The 23,920-nt window shown below is 67.1% G+C and carries 23 protein-coding genes and 1 pseudogene; 12 read left to right on the forward strand and 12 right to left on the reverse strand.

All coding sequences use genetic code 11. The annotated features are described in order from the left end of the window. The 3 genes and pseudogenes from OGL92_RS16020 to OGL92_RS16030 form a co-directional block, all read right to left on the reverse strand. Positions 1-640: pseudogene (locus OGL92_RS16020) on the reverse strand (hypothetical protein); the annotation flags it as partial. Between the two features lie 311 nt (positions 641-951). Then, the gene (locus OGL92_RS16025) at positions 952-1,797 is read right to left on the reverse strand and encodes a CAP domain-containing protein (RefSeq protein WP_263145278.1); all 846 of its coding nucleotides are present in this window, start codon (positions 1,795-1,797) and stop codon (positions 952-954) included. 455 nt (positions 1,798-2,252) lie between these two features. Next, positions 2,253-3,443 carry a sugar transporter gene (locus OGL92_RS16030; protein WP_263145281.1) on the reverse strand — a complete coding sequence of 397 codons (1,191 nt, stop codon included), beginning with the start codon at positions 3,441-3,443 and terminating at the stop codon, positions 2,253-2,255. 721 nt (positions 3,444-4,164) lie between these two features. On the opposite strand from OGL92_RS16030, the gene OGL92_RS16035 reads away from it, so the two are divergent. Next, positions 4,165-4,446 carry a peptidylprolyl isomerase gene (locus OGL92_RS16035; protein WP_263145282.1) on the forward strand — a complete coding sequence of 94 codons (282 nt, stop codon included), beginning with the start codon at positions 4,165-4,167 and terminating at the stop codon, positions 4,444-4,446. A gap of 374 nt (positions 4,447-4,820) precedes the next feature. Here the strand turns inward: OGL92_RS16035 and OGL92_RS16040 are convergent, their stop codons facing one another. Then, a complete protein-coding gene (locus OGL92_RS16040) occupies positions 4,821-6,767 on the reverse strand; it encodes a methyl-accepting chemotaxis protein (RefSeq protein ID WP_263145285.1) in 1,947 nt (648 codons plus the stop codon). A 222-nt stretch (positions 6,768-6,989) separates the two neighbouring features. On the opposite strand from OGL92_RS16040, the gene OGL92_RS16045 reads away from it, so the two are divergent. Further along, positions 6,990-7,691: a YebC/PmpR family DNA-binding transcriptional regulator gene (locus OGL92_RS16045; RefSeq protein ID WP_263145286.1), complete on the forward strand. Its 702-nt coding sequence runs from the start codon at positions 6,990-6,992 to the stop codon at positions 7,689-7,691. A gap of 99 nt (positions 7,692-7,790) precedes the next feature. Further along, complete coding sequence (locus tag OGL92_RS16050) at positions 7,791-8,132, forward strand: YajD family HNH nuclease (RefSeq protein ID WP_263145288.1); 342 nt, start codon at positions 7,791-7,793, stop codon at positions 8,130-8,132. 163 nt (positions 8,133-8,295) lie between these two features. On the opposite strand, the gene OGL92_RS16055 is transcribed toward OGL92_RS16050, so the two are convergent. Together OGL92_RS16055 and dgt are read right to left on the reverse strand one after the other, a co-directional pair. Then, positions 8,296-9,552: a hypothetical protein gene (locus OGL92_RS16055; RefSeq protein WP_263145289.1), complete on the reverse strand. Its 1,257-nt coding sequence runs from the start codon at positions 9,550-9,552 to the stop codon at positions 8,296-8,298. 13 nt (positions 9,553-9,565) lie between these two features. Further along, complete coding sequence (gene dgt, locus OGL92_RS16060) at positions 9,566-11,062, reverse strand: dGTPase (protein WP_263145292.1); 1,497 nt, start codon at positions 11,060-11,062, stop codon at positions 9,566-9,568. 225 nt (positions 11,063-11,287) lie between these two features. Here dgt and OGL92_RS16065 point away from each other — a divergent pair, with 225 nt between their 5' ends. From OGL92_RS16065 to OGL92_RS16080, 4 genes are all read left to right on the forward strand, one after another. Next, positions 11,288-11,656: a DUF2025 family protein gene (locus OGL92_RS16065; protein WP_263145295.1), complete on the forward strand. Its 369-nt coding sequence runs from the start codon at positions 11,288-11,290 to the stop codon at positions 11,654-11,656. A gap of 178 nt (positions 11,657-11,834) precedes the next feature. Beyond that, positions 11,835-12,338, forward strand: a complete 504-nt coding sequence (locus tag OGL92_RS16070; protein ID WP_263145458.1) for a hypothetical protein — start codon at positions 11,835-11,837, stop codon at positions 12,336-12,338. Positions 12,339-12,857: 519 nt separating this feature from the next. Then, complete coding sequence (locus OGL92_RS16075; RefSeq protein ID WP_263145297.1) at positions 12,858-13,085, forward strand: hypothetical protein; 228 nt, start codon at positions 12,858-12,860, stop codon at positions 13,083-13,085. Between the two features lie 16 nt (positions 13,086-13,101). Continuing rightward, positions 13,102-13,515, forward strand: coding sequence for a GNAT family N-acetyltransferase (locus OGL92_RS16080; RefSeq protein ID WP_263145299.1), 414 nt, complete (start codon positions 13,102-13,104; stop codon positions 13,513-13,515). A gap of 807 nt (positions 13,516-14,322) precedes the next feature. Here the strand turns inward: OGL92_RS16080 and OGL92_RS16085 are convergent. Continuing rightward, a complete protein-coding gene (locus OGL92_RS16085; protein WP_263145302.1) occupies positions 14,323-14,562 on the reverse strand; it encodes a DUF2789 domain-containing protein in 240 nt (79 codons plus the stop codon). 334 nt (positions 14,563-14,896) lie between these two features. Further along, positions 14,897-15,088 carry a CsbD family protein gene (locus OGL92_RS16090; RefSeq protein ID WP_263145304.1) on the reverse strand — a complete coding sequence of 64 codons (192 nt, stop codon included), beginning with the start codon at positions 15,086-15,088 and terminating at the stop codon, positions 14,897-14,899. A gap of 349 nt (positions 15,089-15,437) precedes the next feature. Between OGL92_RS16090 and OGL92_RS16095 the strand changes: the two genes are divergently transcribed. Further along, the gene (locus OGL92_RS16095) at positions 15,438-16,019 is read left to right on the forward strand and encodes a DUF488 domain-containing protein (RefSeq protein WP_263145307.1); all 582 of its coding nucleotides are present in this window, start codon (positions 15,438-15,440) and stop codon (positions 16,017-16,019) included. 111 nt (positions 16,020-16,130) lie between these two features. Further along, complete coding sequence (locus OGL92_RS16100) at positions 16,131-17,111, forward strand: zinc-dependent alcohol dehydrogenase family protein (protein ID WP_263145308.1); 981 nt, start codon at positions 16,131-16,133, stop codon at positions 17,109-17,111. A gap of 142 nt (positions 17,112-17,253) precedes the next feature. Here the strand turns inward: OGL92_RS16100 and OGL92_RS16105 are convergent, their stop codons facing one another. The 3 genes from OGL92_RS16105 to OGL92_RS16115 form a co-directional block, all read right to left on the reverse strand. Continuing rightward, positions 17,254-17,487, reverse strand: a complete 234-nt coding sequence (locus tag OGL92_RS16105; RefSeq protein ID WP_263145310.1) for a DUF3509 domain-containing protein — start codon at positions 17,485-17,487, stop codon at positions 17,254-17,256. Between the two features lie 190 nt (positions 17,488-17,677). Continuing rightward, the gene (locus OGL92_RS16110; RefSeq protein WP_263145312.1) at positions 17,678-18,403 is read right to left on the reverse strand and encodes a transporter substrate-binding domain-containing protein; all 726 of its coding nucleotides are present in this window, start codon (positions 18,401-18,403) and stop codon (positions 17,678-17,680) included. Positions 18,404-18,631: 228 nt separating this feature from the next. Then, positions 18,632-19,468, reverse strand: coding sequence for a S1-like domain-containing RNA-binding protein (locus OGL92_RS16115; RefSeq protein WP_263145314.1), 837 nt, complete (start codon positions 19,466-19,468; stop codon positions 18,632-18,634). 248 nt (positions 19,469-19,716) lie between these two features. Between OGL92_RS16115 and OGL92_RS16120 the strand changes: the two genes are divergently transcribed. The 3 genes from OGL92_RS16120 (at position 19,717) to OGL92_RS16130 (ending at position 21,844) form a co-directional block, all read left to right on the forward strand. After that, positions 19,717-19,896 (forward strand): hypothetical protein, encoded by a 180-nt coding sequence (locus OGL92_RS16120; RefSeq protein WP_263145316.1) that lies wholly within the window; start codon positions 19,717-19,719, stop codon positions 19,894-19,896. A gap of 449 nt (positions 19,897-20,345) precedes the next feature. After that, entirely contained in the window at positions 20,346-21,065 is a 720-nt protein-coding gene (locus OGL92_RS16125) for a TorF family putative porin (RefSeq protein ID WP_263145317.1), read from the forward strand. Between the two features lie 62 nt (positions 21,066-21,127). Beyond that, positions 21,128-21,844 carry an RNA pseudouridine synthase gene (locus tag OGL92_RS16130; protein ID WP_263145320.1) on the forward strand — a complete coding sequence of 239 codons (717 nt, stop codon included), beginning with the start codon at positions 21,128-21,130 and terminating at the stop codon, positions 21,842-21,844. 19 nt (positions 21,845-21,863) lie between these two features. Here the strand turns inward: OGL92_RS16130 and OGL92_RS16135 are convergent, their stop codons facing one another. After that, complete coding sequence (locus OGL92_RS16135; RefSeq protein ID WP_263145322.1) at positions 21,864-23,912, reverse strand: response regulator; 2,049 nt, start codon at positions 23,910-23,912, stop codon at positions 21,864-21,866. Positions 23,913-23,920: the final 8 nt, after the last annotated feature.

Below are 23,920 nucleotides of genomic sequence, written 5' to 3' on the forward strand. Positions count from 1 at the left end.
TGATGTAGCTGGCGTAGCCAGGGATGGCGCCGGCGCGGCCGGCTTTGCTCCAGTGGTGGACCAGGCTGCGGCTGGAGAGGCCCAGGGCCTGACGCAGGTTGGGGTGGTCGGGCAGGCCGACGCCCTTGCGCACCAACGGGCCGAGGCTGGCGTCGAGCTGGCGCATCAGGTGCTGGCGCTCGGCGAAGAAGGCGTTGCCGCGCAGGCTGCCGGCCTGGTCGAAGCTGCGCTGGTAGAGCTGCTCCAGGGCCTTGAGGGTATGGCCCAGGTCGTCGAGGTGCTTGCCGACCATCAGGGTGGCGGTGCCGAGGGCGCCGGCGCCGTCCTGCAGGAAGGGTTCGATGAGGTCGCGGTTACGCACCAGGAAGCGCGCGTCGTCGTCGCTCATGGGCGCCAGGGCGGCATCGACCTTGGCCGCCGCTTCCATCAGCAGGGCTTCCTGCAAGGTACACATGCGTTCGGGGGAGGCGCTCATCACCGCCATCTGCCCGGGCTTGGCCCATTGGCTGAGGTGGGGGTTGAGGCTGCGGAATTTCTCCAGGGTCGGGGCCTGTGCCTCGGGCAGCAGCAGCCGTTCGAGGCTCTGGCGGGGCATGGGGTCCTGGACGATGTAGAAACCGGGTTCGGCAGGCGTGTTCATGACGCCTTTCCTCTCCTCTTGCCTTCCATGAACGAATCGGCCGCGACTGTGGCACAGCCCCTTCGCGCCCGACAACCGCGAAGCAGCGCTCGATCACAGGACGAACGACGGAGAGGCCGAAAACGTGATCGTAACCACAAAACAACAGCCAACGTTACCGACTCTTTCCGCCGCCCTGCGCCCATCGCATGGCGGAAAGGCGTCTCTCTCCACCGACGACCGCTGCGCGCTTCCTCGAGTCATGGAGCGGAAACACACGTTACCCAAGGCTTTTCCCACAGGCGCGTTGCGCGCCGATAGGCCGCAGTGACCTAGGGCGCGCCGAACACCTGTGTCCAGTAGATGCCGGCATCGCTGCGCGGATCGACCCCATAGGCGGCGCCCATCTCGGTGAAGGCCGGGTTCATCAGGTTGGCGCAATGGGCCGGGCTGGCCAGCCAGCCGTCGACGGTGCCGGTGGGCGAGCCCTCGCCAGCGGCGATGTTTTCGCCGAGGCGGCTCCAGGTGTAGCCGGCGCGCAGGGCGCGTTCCTCGGGCTGGCTGGCATCGCTGCCGCGGTGGGAGAAGAAGTTGCCGTTGGCCATGTCGCGGCTGTGGGCCAAGGCCGCTTCGCCGAGCAGCGCGTTCCAGGCCAGGGGTGGCGCCGCGGCGAAGGACTCGCGACCGCACTGGCGCGGCTGCGCCCGGGCTGCGTTGACCTGCTCCAGCACCGCCTGGCCCGCGGCTTGCCAGTCATCCAGCCCACCGGACAGCAGCGGTCGCGCCAGGACGATGCGCCAGTCGCTCGCGCTGCGCGACACGCCGATGTCGGTGTACTGCACGCCCAGCAGTTGGCGACAGAATTTCTGTTGCAGCGCGCCCATGGCCGCCTCGACGCTGTCGGGGCCGGACAGGCGCAGCAGGTGCAGCGCGGCCGCCTGGTAACCGGTCTGGCTCAACGCCTGCTGCAACGCACCGACGTCCGTCGCCGTCGGCGCGGACAAGCGCAGGTCGGCGGACAGCGGGCCGACCGCTTCCGGCTGCCCGGCGCAGCCTTGGGGGTCGGCGCGGTAGGCATTGATCCGGTCGACGAGCTGCGCTTCCTCGGCGGCCCGGGCAACGCCCACGGCCAACAATCCCGCCAGCAGCAGGCTGAAATTCGTCAGGCATCGACGCATGGGTGACTCCTTCTCAACGAGCGGACCGCCATGATGCGCGAGCCCGCGGCCCTCTGCCACCGAACGGCCGCGCCGAGCACGGTGGCCGCTTCTGGAAAGCCCATTAGACCAAAAGCGACTTGCTCGACACAGGACGGATAGGTCGTGAGTTCTGGGGTGGACCGCGAGCGGGTTATCCACCCCACGGTTCGATCCAAGAGAGACGTGGCGGGCCATTTATGCGGCGATGCCTTGGCTTTGTGGTGGATAACCGCAAGCGGGTTATCCACCCTACGACGACACGGCGGGTGAGCCACCTGTGCGTCTGCGTTCTGGCTTGTGGTGGATCCCCTGAGCGGGTGTCCACCCCGGACGTCGGGCGGATAACGCGCCAGCTTATCCGCCGAGGGTCGAGGAGCTGGATTGGGCCGAAGGGTCTCGGCGCCCTGGATCGAGGCGGCGAAGCTCCGGCTACCTCAGGTTCCGCTCGGCTTGGTTGGTGTGCCGAAGCGGTAGGCCGCGACGCCGCACACCAGCAGCCCGATCACCGCCAGCGCGCCGCCGACGTTGCCGATGCTGGGCAATCCCAGGTGGAGGCTGACCAGGCTGCCCAGCAAGGCGCCGCCGCCGATGCCGACGTTGTAGAGGCCGGAGAACAGCGCCATCGCCACGTCGGTGGCATCCGACGCCAGGGCGAGAACTTTCGCCTGTAACGCCAGGCCGAAACACATGATGGCGATGCCCCAGGCCATGCCCAGCGCGCCGAGGGCCGTGGCGTTCCGCGCGGCCGGCAGCAGCCCGAGCAGGCACAGCGCCAGGGCGGCGATGGCGAACAGGGTGAAGCCGTTCGGGTAGCGCGCGCTGTAGCGGCTGAACAGCAGCGAGCCGAAGAGGCCGGCACCGCCGAACAGCAACAGCAGCACCGTGGTCATGTGTTCGCTGAGGTGCGCCACGGTTTTGGCGAAGGGCTCGATGTAGCTGTAGCCGGTGAACTGCGCGGTGATCACCAGCACCGTGAGGACGTAGATCGACACCAGCGCCGGGCGCTTGAGCAACATCGGCAGGCTCCTCAGCGAACCGGAGTTCTGGCTGGGCAGCAGGGGCAGGGTCTTGATCAGGCAGAGCAGGGTCAGCACGGACAACACCGCGACCGCCATGAAAGTGGTGCGCCAGCCCAGCGCTTCCCCCACCACGCGCCCCAGCGGGATGCCGAGGACCATGGCCAGCGAGGTGCCGGTCGCCAACAGCCCCAGGGCCTGCACCTGCTTGCCCGGCGGGGCCACGCGCACCGCCAGGGACGCGGTGATCGACCAGAACACCGCATGGGCCAGGGCGATGCCGATCCGGCTCACCAGCAGCACGCCGAAACTCCAGGCCACCCAGGACAGCAGGTGGCTGACGATGAACAGCACGAAGATCCCGGTGAGCAGCCGCCGTCGCTCGACGTTGCGGGTCAGTTGCATCATCGGCAGCGAGGCCAGCGCCACCACCCAGGCGTAGATCGTCAGCATCAGGCCGACCCGGGGCGTCGGCATGTCGAAGCTCTGGCCGATGTCGCTCAACAAGGCGACCGGCACGAACTCAGTGGTGTTGAAGATAAAAGCGGCCAAGGCCAAGGCGACGACGCTGAGCCAACTACCGGCCGGGGCATTCGAGGGTGTGTTCATTTCAAGACTGTCTGAGGCTCGCGACCTGTTGCGACCGCAAGGCTATCGTCGCGTGCCGCGCACGGCAGGGACAGCCTGCGGAAAATTCGAAGAAGGCATCCCGGATGCAAGGGCACGCAGGAGCCGAAGTATCCGGCTCACGGCCGGGAAGACGACGGGCGCAACGGAGTGCGCGGTGAAGGGGCGATACGAAGGCGCGGATTCTACGCCTCGTCTCCACCGCTCTACAACGGAGCATCCGGCCATTTGTCGTTTGGGAGGGTCGAGCCTGGGCCAAGGTTGGCGAACGCTCCTTCGGCCCGGCCATTGGTCCCCTCCAGAGAGCCTTCACCCAAGAGGCCCGCGCCTTCGCCGACAGACGCCCCCTGCGCCTGATCGACGGCGAGCAATTGCAGCCATAAATCCGTGAAAGGCGTGCCGCCGCGCGCTCATCGGCGGCCCTCGTCGATACCGAAGCATTGGCGCCCACATCTGCACGAGCCTCGCAGCCGGATCGCCCCATCCGCCACGCGCCCATGCTGCTGATTACTGCCAAGCGCGGGCCGGACACCGGCAAGGATTTCGGGGGCCGTTCGCACTACTCGGCACGCTAGGCTATCGCCCGCTCGCCGCGCCGCGGGCCCCGTGCACTCATTCCGGCTAGTCGGCCCGGGCACTCTTTCTCTTGAACAACCGGACGATTCCGGTAGCCTCGTCGGCTCAATCATCGAGGAGTCACCCCATGGCCAAAGCCACTGCCCGTCACATCCTGGTCGCCAGCGAAGCCAAGTGCAACGAACTCAAGGCCGCTATCGAAGGCGGCGCCGACTTCGCCCAGGTCGCCAAGGACAATTCCACCTGCCCGTCCAGCCGCCAGGGCGGCGACCTCGGTTCCTTCGGCCCGGGCCAGATGGTCAAGGAATTCGACACCGTGGTGTTCAGCGCGCCGCTCAACGTGGTACAGGGGCCGGTGAAGACCCAGTTCGGCTACCACCTGCTGGAAGTCACCAGCCGCCAGGACTGATCCGTCCAGGCAACCGGCGCTCCCGGCAAGTCCGACGCGCCTCGGTGAGCACGTCGCGGGCGTTCAGCCCGGTGCCGACCTCGTGGTGGATAACCGCAAGCGGGTTATCCACCCTACGTTTCCCGTAGGGCGGATAACGCGAAGCTTATCCGCCAATGCTCGGAAGCCGATCGAGCACCGATATTGGCTTCCACGCAATGCCCGCTTCTCTGCACGCCCGTATCGACCTTCTTGGTGGATAACCGCGAGCGGGTTATCCACCCTACGTTTCCCGTAGGGTGGGTAACGCGAAGCTTATCCGCCGGTTCACGGGCGCCGAGGCTGAGGCGGCGCCCGCTGAACGGTGGGGGCGGCTCGCGCCAAGGGGGCCCGCCTCAGACCTTGAAGCGCGTCACCAGGGTTTGCAGCTGGGTGCCGAGGCGCGCCAGTTCTAGGGTAGAGGCGGCGGTCTGTTCGGAGCCGGTGGCGGACTGGTCGGCGATGTCGCGGACGTTGACCACGCTGCGGTTGATTTCCTCGGCGACGGCGCTCTGTTCCTCGGCGGCGGTGGCGATCTGTTGGTTCATCTGCTGGATGTGCGAGACCGCCTGGTTGATCTCGGCGAGGGAGGCCTCGGTCTGGCGGGCGAATGCGACGGTCGTGTCGGTGCGTTCGCGGCTGCGTTCCATGAGCTGCGAGGCTTCCCCGGCGCCGGCCTGCAAGGCGGCGATCAGGCTTTCGATCTCCTGGGTGGAGCCCTGGGTGCGCTGCGCCAGGCTGCGCACTTCGTCGGCCACCACGGCGAACCCGCGGCCCTGTTCGCCGGCGCGCGCGGCCTCGATGGCGGCGTTGAGCGCCAGCAGGTTGGTCTGCTCGGCGACGTTCTTGATCACGTCGACCACGCTGCCGATCTTCTCGCTCTCCTGGGTCAGGCGCACCATGGCCTCGCCCAACTGGTCGATGTCCTGGGCCAGCACCTGGGTCTGCCGCACGCTGTCGCCGACCACCGCGCTGCCGCGACGGGCCTTGTCGTCGGCGGCCTGGGCGGCACGGGACGCCTCCTCGGCGTTGCGCGCGACTTCCTGCACGGTGGAGGCCATTTCGTTCATCGCGGTGGCCACCTGGTCCACCTCGCTGCGCTGCTGGCTCACCCCGGCGCTGGTTTGCCCGCTGACGGCGGACAAGGCTTCGGCGGCGGTGCTGAGCTGGGTGACGCCATGGGTGATGCCACCCACCAGTTCGCGCAGGTTGCGCGACATCTCCTGCATGCTGCGTTGCAGCAGGCCGAGCTCGTCGCGGCGGTCGCTGTGGATGTCGCCGGTGAGATCGCCGGCAGCGACCCGCCGTACCCGCTCCACGGTCTGGCGCAGCGGCGGGACGATCTGCCGGTGGGCGATGAAGGCGGCGAGGATGCCGAGGATCAGCGCGAGGACGGACACCGCCGCCAGTTCCAGCTCGGCCTGCTGCCGCCGCTCTTCCGCGCCTTTCAACTGGTCCGCGGTGAGGGCCTGGAGCATGCCGACGTTTTGGTTGGTGGTGGCGATCAGGTCCTGGCCGCGGGCCTGCAACTGCTGGTCCTGCTGGAAGATGGTCTGCAACAGGGTCCGGTAGCCGTCGACCGCCTGGGCGGCGGCGTCGAGGTCGCCGCCGTAGGGGGCCGGCAGGCTGGCCCGCGCCGCCTGGGTGGCGCTCGCCAGCTTGTCCAGGCTGGCGAGGATCGCCTGGGCGTTGTCCGGGCTCGGCAGCGACAGGTAAGGCAGGTTCAGCAACCGTGCCTCGGTCACCAGGCCCTGGAGCTGGGTGGCGGTGGCCAGCGCCTGCACGCTGTCGGCGTCCGGCGCCTGCCGTGCCTGTTCGAGGCTCTTCGCCAGCAGGGCGGCGAAGGTGGCGCTCATCTGGTCGGCGATCCGCACCATCGGCTTGCGCGCGTCGGCGCTGGCCTGCCGGGCCTTCACCTGGGCGTTAAAGCCGTCGTGGTGGGCGTCCACGCTTACCTTCAGGCGCTTGAGCAGGTCGACGCTGACCGGGCGCACCAGCCGTAACAGGCCCTCGTCGATCTTCTCGTCCATCTGCCGCGCCGCCTCGGCCTGCAGCGCGAGGGCCGCCGGGTCGCCGCCGCTGGCGTAGGTCACTTCGTAGAGGCGCATCTCCAGGCCATGGTTGAGGATGGTGGAGGTCAGTTGGGTCTTGCTCAGCTGGGCGCTCAATTGCGCGGCGCTGAAGGCGCCGATGGCGGCGACCAGCAGCAAGGCCAGGAGGATGAAGCCGAAGCCGAAGCCGAGCTTCTTGCCAACGGACAGGTTGTTGAGCCAGCTGGCGCGATCGGTGTGGGACTGTTTCATGAGGTACCCGAGAGAGGAAACCGATCCTTGGCGTGAATGGTGAGCATGCGATTGCATTATCGGGCAAAAGTGCGAGGAATTTGATGGCAAAAAGCCGCCAGACCTTGACGCGGATCAGCCTATCCCGGGGTGATCGCCGCAGGGTGTCGGCCGGAGGTGTTTCCGGCACGCGCGAAGCGACTAGAATCCGCAGCTCGATTCCCCACCCGCAAGAGAACCCCCATGGGCGCACAGTGGAAAGCCAAACACAAAGAAGCCGCCGCGAATGCCAAAGGCCGCGTTTTCGGTAAGTTGTCCAAGGAAATCATGATCGCCGCGCGCGCCGGCGCCGACCCGGACATGAACCCGCGCCTGCGCCTGGTGGTGGAACAGGCGAAGAAAGCCTCGATGCCACGCGAGACCCTCGAGCGCGCGATCAAGAAAGGCGCCGGCCTGCTCGGCGAGGCGGTGCAGTTCGAGCGCACCACCTACGAAGGCTTCACCCCGCACCGGGTGCCGGTGATCGTCGAGTGCCTGACCGACAACATCAACCGCACCGTGGCGGAGATCCGCGTGCTGTTCCGCAAGGGCCAACTGGGCGCTTCCGGCTCGGTGACCTGGGACTTCGACTACCTGGGCATGGTCGAGGCCGCGCCCGCCGCGGCGGATGCCGATCCCGAGCTGGCCGCCATCGAAGCCGGCGCCCAGGACTTCGAGCCCGCGGAAAACGGCGCCACCCTGTTCCTCTGCGACGCCACCGACATGGACACCGTGTGCCGGGCCCTGCCGGCCCAGGGGTTCACCGTGCAATCCGCGCAACTGGGCTACCGGCCGAAGAACCCGGTGACCCTGGGCGAGGCGGAGCTGGAGGAGGTCGAAGCCTTCCTCGACGCCCTGGATGCCCACGACGACGTGCAGAACGTCTACGTCGGGCTGGCCGGCTAAGCCCGGCGGCGGACGGATGGCGAGGCGGCCGGATGGACCCTCTCGCCGCCGCCGCTTAGGCTGTCACCCTCGCCTCTCTCGTCAGCACAGGCCTTCTCCATGAGCACGAACAAGCCTTCCACCCCCTACAGCCAGCGCGAACAGGGCTATCGCGAAAAGGCGTTGAAGATGTACCCCTGGGTCTGCGGCCGTTGCGCCCGCGAGTTCTCCGGCAAACGCCTCAGCGAACTGACCGTGCACCACAAGGACCACAACCACGACAACAACCCGGAAGACGGCTCCAACTGGGAGCTGCTCTGCCTGTACTGCCACGACAACGAGCACTCGCGCTACACCGACAACCAGTATTTCGCCGAGGCCACGCCCGGCGGCGACCAGGGCCCGAAGACCACCTTCAAGGGCCTGGCCGGGCTGGCCGACCTGCTGAAGAAGCAGGAGTGAGCCGGCGGCGCGAAGCAGCGCCAAGCCAAGGGGCGGCTCGGGTCGCGTAGGCGCCCGCGCATGGCGCGTATCCGATTCGCGCGCCCTCTGCGGCCAATCTCCGGCCCGATCCGACAACGGGTTGCAACCTCCCCGGCGACGGGATTTGCCGCCTGCGTGGGCCCTAGAGCGGCGCCGCGAACAGGCACACCCGTTCCTGCCGCAGCACGCGCGGTGGCCGGGTCAAGGCGCGTACCGACACACAGGTCCCCGTCGCTGGGCGCCCTTCGACGGCCGGCGTCGGCGGGGTTTCCGGCACGGGTAGCAGGGTGAAATCCGCCTCGCGAATCGCCAGGCAAGTCGAGGACAGGTCCGGCCAGCGCCTCAGGCGGACCTCGCGCAACGCCGCCGGGCAGAGCAGGTTCATGGTGCCGAAGCGGTACTGGCGGAACGCCTCGATCCGCGTGCGCCCGCCATCCTCGTCGCGGCTCTGCGCCCGCCAGCCGCGGCCGGCGAAGGTCGACGGCGGATAGCGCGGGCTGATCAGGTAAGTGGAAGGCTCCGTCTCGCGCAGGTGGACGACCCGCGCCGCCGCGTAGGTGAGCACGCCGAAGAACGGCAACGACAACAGGAAGAACAGCGCCACGCAGAGGCCCAGTGCCAGGGCGCCATGGCGGAGCTTGCGCAGCGTATCGCCCCGGGTCAGGTGGAACGCCAGGGTCGGGGTCGCCGCCAGCAGCATCGACACCAGGCAGATGGCCAGGGCCTTCAGCAGGTCCCAGTCGGTGTCGCCGCCGCGATAGGCGTCGATCGCGAAGGCAGCGGGAAAGACCCCCGCCAGCACCGCCAACGTCAGCATGGCGCTGGCCGACAGGATGAAACCCAGCAGGTCGCCCCCGCGTACCCGGTGGCCGCGCGGCGCCAGAGGCTCGCCGAGCGCCCGGCGGAATGCCGGGTACCCGACACAGAGCAGGCCGGTGGCGAGCGAAACCCAGGCGAACAGCAGCGGAAAGACCCAGTAAACCCGCTCCAGCGGGATGATCCAGGCGGCCGCCAGCAACAGCGCAAAGCCCGAGGCGACGATCCGGTAGGCATGGCTGGCGAGCAGCCGCCGCGCCGCCTCGTCCGAGGGCCGCTGGGCCAGGAACAAGGCGAGGATCAGCGAGGGCGCCAGCAGGCACGCCAGCGCCGCCAAGGCGATCAGGGCCACCGCGAACAGCCAGGCGAACAGCGCCGGGCCCAGGCTCAAGGACGGCATGAACAGGTCCGGGCGGCCGATCGCCTGCAAATAGGCGAACAGCGCGAGGAAGCCGCTACCGGAGCAGAACAGGAACAACACCGAGCCGATCAGCTTGGCGTAACGGTTCAATCGCGCGGCGCCACGCGCCAGCCAGGCACGCAGGGCGTCGCGGCCGGCCGGGTCGAGCGCTTGGCGAGTCATCCGCGGGGCACCGTCACAGGGCCGAGAGGGTGCGGTATTCGTCCTGGGCGTGCTGGTCGGTCATTCCGCTGATGAAATCCTGCAGCATCCGACAGCGATGGTAGAACTCCCACAGGCCCCGGTCGGGGCTGTCCGCGGGCAGGCCTTTCAGCGCCTCGTGGTAGGCTTTGACCTGCTGGCTGGGCAGGCGGTGGATCAGCAGTTGCAGGTTCGGCGCACCGCGGTAGGCATTCCCGGTAAGGGCGAGGAAGTCGGCGGCGGGCACCCCCAGCAGGGGCGCGTAGAACCCCAGCAAGCCCTGCAGGATGCGGTAGCCCTGCAACTCCAGGGTTTCCACTTCGCGGTGGCAGAACACCCGTTCCAGGGCCACCGCCTTGAAGGTCTGGACGATGGCGTTGGGCAGGCTGTCGTCCTCCAGCAGGGCGCGGTCGAGGGTGCCCTGGTAGACCGCCTCGAGCTGTTCGATGAACTGCCCGGCGGCGTGCCGCACCAGCGGGTGGATGAGGTTGACGCGCAACCAGAGAAAGAACTCGCTGACCTTGTTGATCGGCTCGTTGCGCGAGCGCTCCTGGGCATAGCGCACCACCTCGCCGAAGCTGCGGGTGGAACCGGGGATGATCGCGTCCGGCGACTGCTGCTCGGCGAACTTGGCCACCAGCAGGCTGGCCAGCAGGTCGACGTCGAGGATGCCCTTCTCCACCGAATCCTCGATGTCCGCCAGGCAATAGGAGATGTCGTCCGCCGCCTCCATGATGTAGGCCAGGGGATGCCGGGTGCCGGGCGCCATGCCGAGGGCGGCGCGCAGGTCGTCGATGAAGGGCTCCTCGGAGAGGTAGAAACCGGGTTTCTTGTTCAGGTAACAGGCCGGCGTGCCCGGCTGCGGGCGCGGCCGGTAGGCCGGGCGCACGTACTTGAGCAGGCCGGCGGTCTGGGTGTAGGTCAGGTTGAGCCGCAGCAGCTTGACCACCAGGCGGATGGCCTGGGCGTTGCCCTCGAAGCTCTTCAGGTCGGTGAGCATGCGCGCGCGCAGCCCGGCATCGCCCTGGTCGGCGGCCACGGCGGCGGCGAACAGGCCGTCGAGGCGGCGCCCGAACCAGTCGTTGATGGCGAATTCGCCGAAATGCCCGAACGGTGGGTTGCCGATGTCGTGCATCAGGCAGGCCATTTCCACCAGGCTTTCCAGCGCGCCGTCGAGGCCGTCCAGGCCGTAGTCGCGAGCCCGCGCGCCGAGCTGCTTGTAGAGCGTCTTGACGATGAAGCGCCCGGTCTGCTGCACCTCCAGGGAATGGGTCAGGCGGCTGCGCACCGCGGCATTGCGTTCCAGCGGGAAGACCTGGGTCTTCTGTTGCAGGCGCCGCACCGCCGCGGAGTTGATGATCCGCCCGCGGTCGCTTTCCAACTGGTCGATCAGGGCGCCGAGTTCGCCTTGGGACGCCAGCGGCCGCTCCTCGGCCTTGCCGTGGGGGCGCTGGCGGGAAATCTTGTCCTTGAAGTTCACGGGGCCTTGCATCGCAGTTCGCTCTCGCTGGCGGGGTGCCGGTCCGGCAGCCTAGCGCGCCGCGCAGCGGATACCAAGGCGGCGAGCCGATGCGGCCCGTCGCCGGCCCGCACGGGCGGCGCGGCAGGCCAACCGGCTGCGACCCTGGGTCACGCGTGCGGTGGGCGGGTTCCGGGTATAACCCTGTCGATCCGCAGACCCTCCGCCCCCGCCGGGGCCCCTCCACGAGGTTCACCCATGAGCATCACTTCCGCCCGCATTTGCGAGGCCGCCGACCGGCTCAACGGCTTCGTCGGCTTCAACACCAAGACCGGCCGGCACATCGTGCGCTTCAGCGAGGACTCGTTCGGCATGGACGTGGCCGACAGCAGCATCGTGCCGACCAGCGAGTTCGTCTGGCAGGCCGTCGACGCCCGGTTGATGAGCCTCAAGCGCGAGGCGATCCAGTTGCTGCTCGACCAGCACATCGACGACCGCCTCAACCTGAGCGAGCCGCTGCGGGTGTACATGCGCCGCCAGGATTTGCCGGAGATCGTCGCCCAGCGCAACCTGCGCCGGCCGGCCGACGGCTCGACGCAGGGCCTGGCGGACACCGCGCGCGGCTGACGCCCGGGGCGCAAGCGCGCGGCGGCTGCCGCGCGCCGGCTTATTCCGCTAAGCTCGGCAACGACCCCCCGGCATGCGAACCCTCGTGGCAGGGCCGGGGTCGAACCTCGACGTCCGTTGCAGAGCGAAGCCCATGGCCCATCCGAAACCCGCCCCCTGCCTGGCCCTCGCGGCCCTGATGCTCCTGGCGGGCTGCGCGAGCTCGCCCGGTTGCGACGAGCCCATGAGCGGCGACCGCTGTCGCGAAGAACGTCTGCTCTACCAGAACGACATGCTGCAAGCCAAGCTGCTGATCAGCTCGGGCGACATGGAAAACTACGAGCTGGCCGCGGCCCTGCTGGATCGCGCCGCCAGCGAGGACAAGACCGGCGAGGCCGATTTCTACCGGGCGGTGCTGAAGATCCGCCAGGGGCCGCAGGTCGACGAGGTGATGAAGCTGCTGGAAGCCTCGGCGGATCGCGGACACCCCTACGCCACCGCCCTGCTCTACAAGATCTATGCCGAGCCTTACCTGCTCACCGAGGCCGATCCGGTGCAGGCCGAGGACTATCGCAAGGCCTACGCGGAACTGGACGTGGCGAAGAGCGGCTACCCCTCCTTCGACAAGGCCTTGAGCCTGGTGAATGCCCTGGTCGCCGCGCCGGCCCTGGAAGAAGAGCCGATCCCGGACGAAGCACCCTAGGCGCTGTAGGAAAAGCGCCTGCGCTCGGGGATGCCGCGAAGGTTCAGTTACAGCAGGCACACTCCGCGTCCTCGGCTGTTCTTGCCTTGCCTGACCTGCGCTCGCTGATTTCGCCTACAGACCTGGGGCCCCTTAGAAGGGCCCGCGTCCAGCACTCGCCGATCCATCCGGCATGCCTCTTTACCCGACGTAGCTGGCGCGTCCTCGCCTGACCGGCTCGAGGCTTCCGATCGCAACCCGGGCTTGTGCCGGCACGCGATGCCTGCGCCGGGCCGCTCCGGGGACATTTGCCCACGACGGGCACCGGGCGCCCCACTCGGGTTCGAGCGCTTCGACACGGCGCTCCGACCGGCCCGCAGGGCTCGTCCCGCTGCTCGCAGCCCGGCTCGCGTTGCCCCGAGCGCGCGGCGGAAGCCGGATGCCTGGAGACATACGGCGCCATCGCTTTGCCTGGGCGCGCCGCTATAATGCGCGCCTTTGGCGTCGCTGCCGCGCCGTCACGACCTCCATCGGTGCTCCATGACTTCGACAGACCCCCTCTCCCCCGCCGACGCGTCCACGGACGCCAGCCCCGCCGGCGAACCCGCGCAGGCGGAAATCCCAGCCTTCGAGTTCCCCTTTTCCCCCGGGCAGTTCCTGAAGGCCAAGAACGAGAAGAACCGTCCGCCGAAAGGCCACGTCAGCCAACACGACAAACGCCCCGGCCCGGCGCCGCGGGGCACCCGCCGCTCCATGGGCAAGCGCTGATCCACACCGGATGGACATGCTTTACCGTCGGCTGCCGGACCTGGCCCTGCCGCTGGCCAACCGCTTCTATCGCGACCAGCGCGCGCCGGCCCGCGTCCGCGGCGGCGATGCGGTATGGGTCGCCCAGGCCCCCGAACCGATCGCGGCCCTCTGCCTGCGGCCGGAAGCGGATGGCCACTGGCTGACCCGCCTGCTGGTGGCCGCGCCGCAGCGCAGACGGGGCGTGGCATCCGGCCTGGTCCGCACCGCCCGCGCCGCGCACCCGGGACCGATCTGGCTGTTCTGCCATCCCGATCTCGCCGGGTTCTATGCCCGCCTCGACTTCCAGCCCTGCACCGACCTGCCGGCCACGCTCACCGAGCGCCTGGCCCGCTATCGCCGCAGCAAACCCCTGATCGCCCTTGGAAATGCCGGACTCTCCCAGCACTGAACCCGACGCCTCGCCAGTGAACTCCACGGCTTGCCCGCAGGCGCTCGCCACCCGGGTCCTCGGGCAATAACGGAACGCGCGCGCAGGCCAGGATACCGATGCCTGCCCATCCGCCCCGGTTCAACAAACGCGAAAACGCACACCCTGCGCAGAGCCCGGTAGGGCGAATAACCGCTCGCGTTATCCACCCGCCCCCGACCGCCGCAGCCAATGCGCAGGCACATGCAGATCGAGAGGCCAAGCACTCAGCGGATAGCATCAATCCCCACGCAGAACCCGGTAGGGCGAATAACCGCTCGCGTTATCCACCCGCCCCCGGCCGCCGCAGCCAATGCGCAGGCACATACCGATCGAGAGGCCAAGCACTCAGCGGATGGCGTCAATCCCCACGCAGAATCCCCGTAGGGTGGATAACCGCCCGCGTTATCCACCAATCCCGGACGCCGCAGCCAATGCGCAGGCACATGCAGATCGAGAGGCCAAGCATTCGGCGGATAGCGTCACTCCCCACGCAGAATCCCCGTAGGGTGGACCGCCCGCGTTATCCACCAATCCCGGACGCCGCAGCCAGGCGCATATGAAGACTCGCCCTGCCTCACCGCCTGCTCCACACGCAAACTTCACGTGCCAGAACACGAGCGAGATACGAGCGCGCACTCGACGCCGCGAACGAATAGAAACGTATGGAAAGGAACTAACGGCAGGTAAGCCAGCTATATCGGCGAATCACTCACAAGGCGGATAACAAGATTGCCTTTATCCGCCCTGCCGCCTGTGTGGCCCGCTCGAGAATCGAGGCAAGGAAGGCTATTTGGTCTCGTGCAGGCGCACGTTCAACTCATCCACGGCCGGGGCCCAATCCGCATCCTTCATCATCTGCTCCTTGAGGAATGTCCCCTGGGCGGAGCTCCAGAAAGGCGCTTCGGTGACCTTGACCTCGTCGGGCAGGGGGGCGTGTTCGGCGATGAAGGCATCGATGCTGTCCGGATCGCTGTCCAGGCCCAATTGATCGAACAAAGCGGCGAGATTGTGGTTGGGTAAATCCATTATCGTTCTCCTCATACGGCGAAAGTCGTGTTCCCTAATTAGGACAGACGCACCCGTCGGGAAATTCAGCCAATATCAGGCGGACGAAACGAGCCGGTGAGCGGCGTTAACGGCAGCCGAGCCCATGAAGGCCGAGGCAATAAGGAGTGTGGAATCGAGCGGCGAAAGAATAACGTGCGGGATATCGGCGATGATTTCACCGACACACTACTCGGGGATATAAAACCCCATCCTTTAAACAATAACGGCAGAATCTTCCACGAAGTTCTGCCGTAACCTATCTGGACGTCACCTTCGCTCGATGACGAAGGCACGTCTCAGATCGTGCAAGGCATCATGCCTTGTCGATGCCTTTCTTCAGGGCATCCTTGGCTTTACCGACCGCTTGCTGCGCTTCGCCTTTATGCTCTTGCAGCTTGCCTTCGCCTTTTAGGCTGGCATTGTCGGTGGCTTCGCCGATGCCTTGTTTGACCTTACCGACGGCTTCGTTGGTAGCGCCTTTGATTTTGTCCGAAGTGCTGCCCATGGGAATCTCCTGGGTTAGGTTTTCGTCACGATTGACATATAAGCTGACTCTGGCCCACACCCGGGAGTTTCTTATTTTTTTCAAACCCGGCTGTTTCGAGCGGTTACCGGATAAACGGCTTCGGCATATGGATTCGCCGTGCCGCCAGTCGAGTGACGGGAAATAAAACGACTCGCCGAAGGTCGCTAGACGAACGCCCCGCGACTCGGCGCCCAGGCCCGAGCGCTCGCATGCCATGCGCCCCGGGACGGCCCGAGCCCGGGTTTCGGGCGCGCCGGACAACCCATCGCGGCTGGCGGACCTCCGGTATCCGCGCCACTTTCGCCCCCCTTCGCGAGGCTCCTGGCTCATGTCTTCGCCGAATCCGCCCCCGCTGCGCCTATGGACCCTCGGCCACTCGACGTTGCCGATCGAGGTGTTCCTGGCCCTGCTCACCCCTTACGGCGTGCAGGGAGTCGCCGACGTGCGGCGTTTCCCCTCGTCCAAGCGCTACCCGCAATTCGGCGAAGGCCCGTTGCGCGCCGCCCTGGCGGCGCAGGGCATCGATTACCGGTGGCTCCCCGAACTGGGCGGGCGGCGGGAGCCGACGGCCGATTCGCCGAACACCGCCTGGCGCAATCCGGCGTTCCGCGGCTATGCCGATCACCTGGACAGCGCGGAATTCGCCCGAGGGTTGGACAAGCTGCTGGCGTTCGCCAGCGCGCGGCGCGTCGCGGTGATGTGTGCCGAACGGATGTGGACACAATGCCATCGCGCCCTGATCGCGGATGTCCTGCATTTCCGCGGCCATGAGGTGCTCCACATCCTCGACGATCAGCGCTGCCAGCCCCATGCCTACGGGCCGCAGGCGCGGATCGTCGAGGGGCGGCTGAGCTATGGCGCCGATCCCCGCTTCCAGGCCCATCAGGGCGACCTGTTCGCCCCGGAGTGAGAACGCCCGAGGGCTCAGGGGCCGAACTTTCCGCACGCGGCGGCAATCAGCTGAACAGGCGCCGCTTCGGTACGGCGCATCCCACCTTCCCCCGACAGGAGTCCTTTTCCCATGCTCAGAGCCCAATACGAACGCCACGGTAAACCCGAAGAAGTGATAAAGGCCGTCGAACTCGAACGGCCTTCGCTGAAACCCGACGAGGTCCTGATCAAGGTGCTGGCGGCGCCGATCAACCCTTCCGACCTGCTCACCCTGAGCGGCGAGTACGGCCGGTTGCCGCCCCTGCCGGCGTTCGCCGGCAACGAGGGCGTGGGCGAAATCGACGCATGCGGCAGCGGCGTGGATAAGCTGAAAGCCGGACAGCGCGTGCTGCTGCCCTCCGGCTGCGGCAGCTGGTCGAGCCACGTGCCGGCGAAGGCCGAGGCGGTGTTGCCGCTGCCCGCCGAGGGCGATGTCCGGCAACTGGCGATGCTCACCGTCAACCCGCCGGCGGCCCTGCTGATGTTGCGGGAATTCGTCGACTTGAAGGCGGGCGACTGGGTGTTGCAAAGCGCGGCCAACTCCGGCGTCGGCCTGTACCTGGTGCAACTCGCCAAGCTACGCGGCCTGCGCACGGTGAACATCGTGCGCCGCCAGGAAGCAGCGGATATCGTCCAGCAGGAAGGCGGCGACGTGGTGCTGCTGGATGGCCCCGACCTGGCGGAACGCGTGGCCAAGGCGGTGGACAAGGCGCCGATCCGCTTGGCGATCGACCCCATCGGCGGCGAGGTGATCGGCCGGCTGGCGACCTGCCTGGCGGATGGCGGCATCCTGGTGAATTACGGACGGATGGGCGACGAGCCCTGCCAGATCGATCCCAGCCTGCTTATTTTCCACGACATCCAGGTACGTGGATTCTGGCTGGACCAGTGGTTCCGCCAGGCCGGCAAGGAGCAGCGCGACGCCGTGCTGAAGGAACTGATCGGGCTGATCGCCAGCGGCAAATTGAAAGGCCGGGTGGGCGATACCTTCCCCGTGAGCCGGATCAAGGACGCCGTCGAGGCCGCCGGGAAAGGCGAGCGCAACGGCAAGGTGATGGTGGTCGCCGACTGACGACCAGGCCTGCAAGGCGTCTCGGCGCCTTTCAGGCCAGCCAGGGTGCTGGCCAGCCTAAGCGGAAATGCGGTCACTGACGTCTGGGGGCGATCACCTGGTCCATGGGCCGTCGGTGTCGCCGCCCACTGCGGGGCGACTCTCAGGGCGTGGTAAAGGCCAATACCGGCACGTCGCTGTGCTCCAGCGCCATATCCCGTCGCAGGGTGTTGATGACCCATTCCAGATGGACGGGAACGCTGCTGGTGGGAATCACCCGCTGGAAGGTCCGGCCTTCTTTTTCCAAGCCCAGCACATAGCCGCCATCGGCGTGCGCCTGGGTGGAAAAGCTGAAACCGGGAAAGGCTTGGGTCAGTTTGGCGACGTCGAGGCTCATGGCGTACTCCGATACGGCGGGATGAGGGATTGGCTGATCCCTTCACCCAGCAGCTTGCATGCCAGGCCAAGGCGAATGAAAAAACCTTTAACTATCAGATAGTTAATATGATAATCGGGATTCTTGCTATGCAAGACGCCCGACCGAGAAGTTTTCCCCGTGCAATCTGCACGTCTAGGAACATGCCTCCCTATTGGCTCATGAAGGCCTTGATGTTCGCCTGGTAGCCCAGGGATTCCCGTTGATCCTCGATGGAGTCCCAGATCTGTCGCACGACCTGCGGCCGTTGCGCGGCGAAATGCGGCGAGAACACCAGGTAGTAATCCTTCACCTCCAGCGGGATCTCGGCTTTTTCCAGGTCATCATTCAACTCGGGATGGGCCTTGAGGATGAAATCCGCCCGCAACACTTGCAAGGCGGCCGCCTCGATGCGGCGATTCTTCACCATGCTCAGCAGCGCCAGCGGATCGCGACTGGTCTCGTCCACCTCCGCCCCGCGCGCGCGGAGAAAGTCGACGATGGAGAACCCCGAGAGAGAGCCGATGCGGCCGTCCAGGCGATGGAAGGCGGCGCCGTCCCATTCGGGGCCCTGGCCGATGCGCCGGTAGAGCGCATAGGTGGCGGTGTGCAGGCGCTTCCCCCGTTCCGGAAGGCCTTGCGCCGTGAGGGGATACACCGCCCCCTTCGTCCGCTCCAGGTTGAAGCTGGCCGCGAAGGCGCCGTCGTACAACCCTCGCGCCACGCCGTCCAGGCAGCGCCGCCAGGGCAGGGCCACATAGCGGAACTGCACCGGCAACGCCCGTTCGACTCGGGCCAGCAGTTGGCGATTGAGCCCGGAACCGTCGGCCATGCTCCAGGGATAGGCGTCGCGGTCCTCATGGCAGAGCAGCAGCGACGGCGGCTGCTCCGCGGCCATCGCGAGCGCCGGGCCGGCCAGGCCATGGAGGGCGGCGAGCGCGGCCAGGATTCGCAGCGCCAGCCCGCACGCCGCCGTTCGACCCTGGCGCCGAAACGAAGACGCGAGGGGATGTGGGTCCGTGCCGAGTGTCGATGCCCTGTCCATGGCCAGCCCCGTTACCTCGTCCGCAGGGGCAGCGGAATGCGGCCAGCTCCCGTCCTGGCGCGAAGACGCCATGGCGGCCCCTCAGGGCAACTCGATGCGGTCGCCATGGATGATCACCAATCCCTGCTTGTAGAGCCCGCCGATGGCCTTCTTGAAGTTGCCTTTGCTGACGCCGAACAGCGAGCTGATCAGCTCGGGCGGACTCTTGTCGCTGACCGCCAGGCTACCGCCCTGGCGCCGCAACTCGGACAGGATGCGCTCGCTCAGGCTCTCGGCGGCATCCTCGCCGACCGGTTGCAGGCTCAGGCTGATCTTGCCGTCGGCGCGGATTTCCTTGATGTAGCCGGTCTCCTGCATGCCGCTGCGGAGGAACTTGAACACTTCGTTCTTGTGGATGAGACCCCAGTGACGGCCCTCGATGATCGCCTTGAAGCCCATATCGGTGGCCTCGGCCACCAGCAGATTCACCTTCTGCCCGATCGAGTAGCGCGCGGGGGTGTTGTCTAGGTAGCGATCCAAACGCGCCGTGGCGGTGATGCGCTTGCTGCGCCTGTCCAGGTAGACGTGCACCACGCAATAGTCGCCGACTTGGAGCGGCTTCTTCTCTTCCGAGTGGGGCAGCAGCAGGTCCTTGGGCAGGCCCCAGTCGAGGAACAGCCCGACCCGGTTGATTTCCACCACTTTCAGGCTGGCGAAGCCGCCCACCTGGGCCTTGGGGGTTTCCGTGGTGGCGATGGGGCGGTCGTCGCTGTCCAGGTAGAGGAAGACGTTCAGCCAGTCGCCGATCTCGCTGGGCTGATCCTTGGGCACGTAGCGATTGGGCAACAGGATTTCGCCTTCCGCCTCGCCGTCGAGGTAAAGGCCGAAGTCGGTCCGTTTGACCACCTGCAGAGAGTTGAAGCGCCCGATCAGTGCCATGCTGGATACCTTGGAAGACAGGCCGCCATTCTAACCGGTTTTCCCGGCCCGCCGACCCTGGCCGCCGGCCGGCTCGGCGGCATGAATCGCGCTCGCCGGGCGCGTGCGCAGCGCCTGCCGAGCCGCCCAGCCCGCTGATTCCACGGGATAAACCTGTCGATTCGGACATCCCTATTTTTTATCGGGCTTCTGTTGGTTATTTCCTGTACAATGGATGGCCGCATCGATTTTGAGACAGGTTGATAGCCATGCGCGTAAAAGTAGCGAATACCAAGAGCAAGCCCGCCCCCGCCGTCGAGACCCGCGAGTCCATCGAAGCCCAGGTCGCGGCCTTCCTGAATGCCGGCGGCGAGATCCAGCAAGTCGCCAAAGGTGTAAGCGGTCAGGTCAACGGCCCGTCTCGCCACATCACCATCAGCAAGAAGTAATCGTCTGCTTTTCGTGTCCGCGCTTCCTCGGAAGCGCGTTACGCGCGCCCACTTCCTCCGCTTCGCCTCCCCTTCTTCGCCTCATCCGCTTTTCCATCGTCGACCGGCCTCGCCCGGATCGCCCGCCCTCTTCCTCGGTTTTCTTGTGCCATGGATGCGCCAGCGCTTTGATGCCGAGACGCCATCCCTCCACGTGCTGTTTACCGGCGGATCGACGAATGGCGCCGTCCGCGCCGCCTCAGCCGTTATCCTGAACCGCGCGCCGCGCCCTGCCGAAAGGGCGCGCCAGGTGTCTAGCCCGCCCCTCCAGGGCAACCCGCGCGGCTGAACGGCCGCGCGCCGCTACGAGCCGCGCGCTTCGCTGGCAAGGTCTGTGCGCCCCTGCCCCTGGCTGCAACGTGACTACGTGAGCCACTCCTGCTCGTTTTTCCTTAAAGGAGTGAAGAAGGATGTACAAATTTTTATTCTTGCTCGGGCTGGGCTTGCTGTTGAGCAGTCCGGCCCTGGCCCAGGTCATGCGCCGCGATATCGGCGACTTCGAACTCAAGCTGGCCACCACCCCGACCCGCAGCATGGCCCAGGGGCTGGTCAAGACCGACAGCGTCGGCTCCTTCCATGGCGGGCTGGACCTGAGCCACGACAGCGGCTGGTACATCGGCCAGTGGTCGCCGAACATGGACCTGTTCGATGCCCGCAACCTGGAAATCGACTCCTACACCGGCTTCAAGCACGTTTTCGACGACAAGCTGGGCTATGAGCTGGGCATGATCCGCTTCGCCCGCCCGCAAAACAGCGCCCTCGACCGCCATCAGGTGTTCGCCGGCATGAGCCTGTTCCAGAGCCGCCTCGGCGCCGCGCTGGGCGACCGGCCGGGCCGCTTCGACGGCACGCTCTACGCCGACCTGGGCACGCGCTCGCTGCTGGGCGTCGACATCACCATGAAATATGGCAACCACGACCTGGACACGCCGGTCACCCTGGCCAACGGGGGCAACGTGCGGGTGTTCAACGACTGGTCGCTGAACCTCACCCGGCCCTGGCTCGGCATCGACCTGGACCTGTCCTACAGCGGCTCCAGCCTCCGCGGCCAGGCCTGCTCGCTGTACTCCGGGCTGAACAGCCAGTGCGACGGCTATCTGCTGCTGAAAGCCTCGCGCCCGCTGTTCTGAACGGGCCATGGGAGAGGCGCTGCGGTTACACTAGCGCCCTTTCCATTGCCGATGCCGCCGCCATGACCGATCCCGTGCGCCTGTCCAAACGACTCGCCGAACTCCTGCCCTGCTCACGCCGGGAGGCCGAGCTGTACATCGAGGGCGGCTGGGTCAGCGTCGATGGCGCGGTGGTGGAGGAACCGCAGTTCAAAGTGGAGGCGCAGCGTATCGAACTGTTGCCCGGGGCCACCGCGACGCCCCTGGAGCCGGTCAGCATCCTGCTGAACAAGCCGGCCGGCCACGCCGCCAGCCTCGAAGCGATCCTGCCGCTGCTGACCCCGGAGAACCGCTGGCCCGAGGATCGTTCCGGGATACGTCCGCTCAAGCGCCACCTGAGCACCCTCAAAGCGGTCAGCGAACTGGAGCCCGACGCCAGCGGCCTGCTGGTGTTCAGCCAGAACTACAGCGTGTCGCGCAAGCTGCTGGAGGACGCCCATAAACTCGAGCACGAATACACCGTGGACGTGACCGGCACGCTGGCGGCGGATGGCCTGGCCGCGTTGCAGCACGGCATGCGCTACCGCGGGCACGTGCTGTCGCCGTGCAAGGTCAGTTGGCAGAGCGAGCAGCGCCTGCGCTTCGCCCTGAAGACCCCGCAACCCGGGCAATTGCGCTTCATGTGCGAAAGCGTCGGGCTGCGAGTGCTCGGCTTGCGGCGGCTGCGCATCGGCCGAGTGGCGATGTCGAAGCTGCAACCGGGGCAATGGCGCTATCTGGGCGCCGACGAGCGCTTCTGAACGCCCGCCCAGGAGCGCCTCAGCACTGCGTGGCCTCGCCCTGCAGCATGCCGCGGACCTTCGCCGCCAGGTCGTCCAGGGAGAACGGCTTGGCGATCATGTCCATGCCGACATCGAGAAAACCGCCGCGCACCTCCGCGCCCTCGGCATAGCCGGTGGCGAACAACACGCGCAGGTCCGGATGCAGCTCACGGGCGTGTTCGGCCAGTTGCCGGCCATTCATGCCCGGCAGGCCGACATCGGTGAGCAACAGATCGATGCGCAGCTCGCCATTCAGGGTATCCAGCGCCTGTTGCGCGTCTTCCGCCTGTTCCACCTGGTAACCCAGTTCCCGCAGGACCTCGACGATCAGCATGCGCACCACCCGGTCGTCTTCCACCACCAGGATGCGCTCCCCCTCGCCCTGGGGCGTCGCGGCCGTCTCGGCCGGTGGCGGCTCGGCGCGCGGCGCGGCGTCGTGGCGGGGGAAGTACAGGCGGAACAGGGTACCCTGCCCGGGCGCGCTGCTGATGCGGATATGGCCGCCGGTCTGCTTGACGAAGCCGTACACCATCGAAAGGCCCAGGCCGGTGCCCTGGCCGATCGGCTTGGTGGTGAAAAAGGGTTCGAAGGCGTGTTCGATGACATCGGCGGCCATCCCGCTCCCGGTGTCGCGCACGTCCATGTACAGGTAGTCGCCGGGCTCCAGCTCGTAGCCTTCGGCGTGACCGGCGGCGAGGCGCACGTTACCGGTCTCGATGGTCAGGCGGCCGCCCTCGGGCATCGCGTCCCGTGCGTTGATCGCCAGGTTGAGCAGCGCGCTCTCCAGTTGCGGCGTATCGCTCAGGGTCAGCCAGAGCCCCTCGTGCAGGCGGGTTTCCAGGATCACCCGTTCGCCCAGGGTGCGGCGTAGCAGGTCTTCCAGGGAATCTATCAGGGCGTTGATATCGGTCGGCTGGTTGTCCAGGGATTGCCGGCGGGCGAAGGCGAGCAAGCGCTGCACCAGGGAAGCGCCGCGATGGGCCGCGTGGCTGGCGGCGTCGATGAAGCGCTGGGTGCGCCCGCGCGATTCCTCCGACATGCGTCGCTGGATCAGGTCGAGGCTGCCGATGATGCCGGCCAGGAGATTGTTGAAGTCGTGGGCGATCCCGCCGGTGAGCTGGCCGATGGCTTCCATTTTCTGCGCATGGCGCAGTTTTTCCTCCGCCATGGTGCGCTCCGCGACCGCTTCGGCGACCCGCTGCTCGAGGGTCGCGGTGAGCTCGCGCAAGGCGTTTTCGCTGCACTTGCGTTCATGGATATCCATCAGCAAGCCGGGGAACCGCAGGGCCGCTCCCTGTTCGTCCAGCTCGCAATGGCCATTGGCCTCGATCCAGCGGTACTGGCCGTCCAGTTGCCGCACGCGGTACTCGGCGCGATAGGCCCCGCCCTGGGCCAGCGCGCGCGCGATGATCGCCTCGGTGGCGGCGCGGTCGTCGGGATGGATGGATTGCACCACCAAGTCCAGGGGCACCCCTTCGGCGGTCTGGGTCGGGTCCAGGGAAAAGGCGCGGGCGAAACGCTCGTCGCCGACGAAGATGTCGCCGGGCACGTCCCAGACCCAGGTGCCGATCACCGCGCCGGCGTTGAGCGCCAGGTCGATCCGCTCGTTGGCCAGGCGCAGGCGCGCCTCGGCATCCTGGCGCCCACGCTCGGCCACCACCTTCTCGGTGTTGTCGACGATGATGCACATGACCCCGGCGGGCACGCCGTCCTGATCGGGCAAGGGGCTGTAATAGACGTTCATCCAGGAGTCGTCGGGCCGGCCGCGCCGGAACAGTACGAAGTGCAGGTTCTCGTAGGAGATCGACTCGCCCTTCAGGCCGCGTTCGAGAATGTCCCGGTTCCAATCGGCGATCTCCGGCCAGGCCTGCTCGACCGGCCTGGCGAAGGTGTCCGGATGGCGGTCGGCGGCCACGCGGGTCGCATAGGCATCGTTGTAGATGAGCAGGCCGCTCTGGCCGAGGATCAGCACGATGGGGGTCGGCACGCCGAGCATCAAGTCGATGCTGGTGCGCAGGTAGGCCGGCCAGCTCGAAAGAGGTCCCAAGGCCGTTC

Origin of the sequence: Pseudomonas sp. RIT-PI-AD (genome assembly GCF_025642785.1) — a bacterium.
Lineage (GTDB): Bacteria > Pseudomonadota > Gammaproteobacteria > Pseudomonadales > Pseudomonadaceae > Pseudomonas_T.

Coding starts and splice junctions, on each gene's coding strand:
- OGL92_RS16120 (WP_263145316.1), top strand. CDS start 19,717: ATGCGCGTAAAAGTAGCGAATACCAAGAGCAAGCCCGCCCCCGCCGTC.
- OGL92_RS16050 (WP_263145288.1), top strand. CDS start 7,791: ATGAGCACGAACAAGCCTTCCACCCCCTACAGCCAGCGCGAACAGGGC.
- OGL92_RS16025 (WP_263145278.1), bottom strand. CDS start 1,797: ATGCGTCGATGCCTGACGAATTTCAGCCTGCTGCTGGCGGGATTGTTG.
- OGL92_RS16105 (WP_263145310.1), bottom strand. CDS start 17,487: ATGAGCCTCGACGTCGCCAAACTGACCCAAGCCTTTCCCGGTTTCAGC.
- OGL92_RS16125 (WP_263145317.1), top strand. CDS start 20,346: ATGTACAAATTTTTATTCTTGCTCGGGCTGGGCTTGCTGTTGAGCAGT.
- OGL92_RS16080 (WP_263145299.1), top strand. CDS start 13,102: ATGCTTTACCGTCGGCTGCCGGACCTGGCCCTGCCGCTGGCCAACCGC.
- OGL92_RS16030 (WP_263145281.1), bottom strand. CDS start 3,443: ATGAACACACCCTCGAATGCCCCGGCCGGTAGTTGGCTCAGCGTCGTC.
- OGL92_RS16085 (WP_263145302.1), bottom strand. CDS start 14,562: ATGGATTTACCCAACCACAATCTCGCCGCTTTGTTCGATCAATTGGGC.
- OGL92_RS16100 (WP_263145308.1), top strand. CDS start 16,131: ATGCTCAGAGCCCAATACGAACGCCACGGTAAACCCGAAGAAGTGATA.
- OGL92_RS16065 (WP_263145295.1), top strand. CDS start 11,288: ATGAGCATCACTTCCGCCCGCATTTGCGAGGCCGCCGACCGGCTCAAC.
- OGL92_RS16040 (WP_263145285.1), bottom strand. CDS start 6,767: ATGAAACAGTCCCACACCGATCGCGCCAGCTGGCTCAACAACCTGTCC.
- OGL92_RS16095 (WP_263145307.1), top strand. CDS start 15,438: ATGTCTTCGCCGAATCCGCCCCCGCTGCGCCTATGGACCCTCGGCCAC.
- OGL92_RS16110 (WP_263145312.1), bottom strand. CDS start 18,403: ATGGCCGCGGAGCAGCCGCCGTCGCTGCTGCTCTGCCATGAGGACCGC.
- OGL92_RS16055 (WP_263145289.1), bottom strand. CDS start 9,552: ATGACTCGCCAAGCGCTCGACCCGGCCGGCCGCGACGCCCTGCGTGCC.
- OGL92_RS16045 (WP_263145286.1), top strand. CDS start 6,990: ATGGGCGCACAGTGGAAAGCCAAACACAAAGAAGCCGCCGCGAATGCC.
- OGL92_RS16115 (WP_263145314.1), bottom strand. CDS start 19,468: ATGGCACTGATCGGGCGCTTCAACTCTCTGCAGGTGGTCAAACGGACC.
- OGL92_RS16075 (WP_263145297.1), top strand. CDS start 12,858: ATGACTTCGACAGACCCCCTCTCCCCCGCCGACGCGTCCACGGACGCC.
- OGL92_RS16090 (WP_263145304.1), bottom strand. CDS start 15,088: ATGGGCAGCACTTCGGACAAAATCAAAGGCGCTACCAACGAAGCCGTC.
- dgt (WP_263145292.1), bottom strand. CDS start 11,062: ATGCAAGGCCCCGTGAACTTCAAGGACAAGATTTCCCGCCAGCGCCCC.
- OGL92_RS16035 (WP_263145282.1), top strand. CDS start 4,165: ATGGCCAAAGCCACTGCCCGTCACATCCTGGTCGCCAGCGAAGCCAAG.
- OGL92_RS16070 (WP_263145458.1), top strand. CDS start 11,835: ATGCTCCTGGCGGGCTGCGCGAGCTCGCCCGGTTGCGACGAGCCCATG.
- OGL92_RS16130 (WP_263145320.1), top strand. CDS start 21,128: ATGACCGATCCCGTGCGCCTGTCCAAACGACTCGCCGAACTCCTGCCC.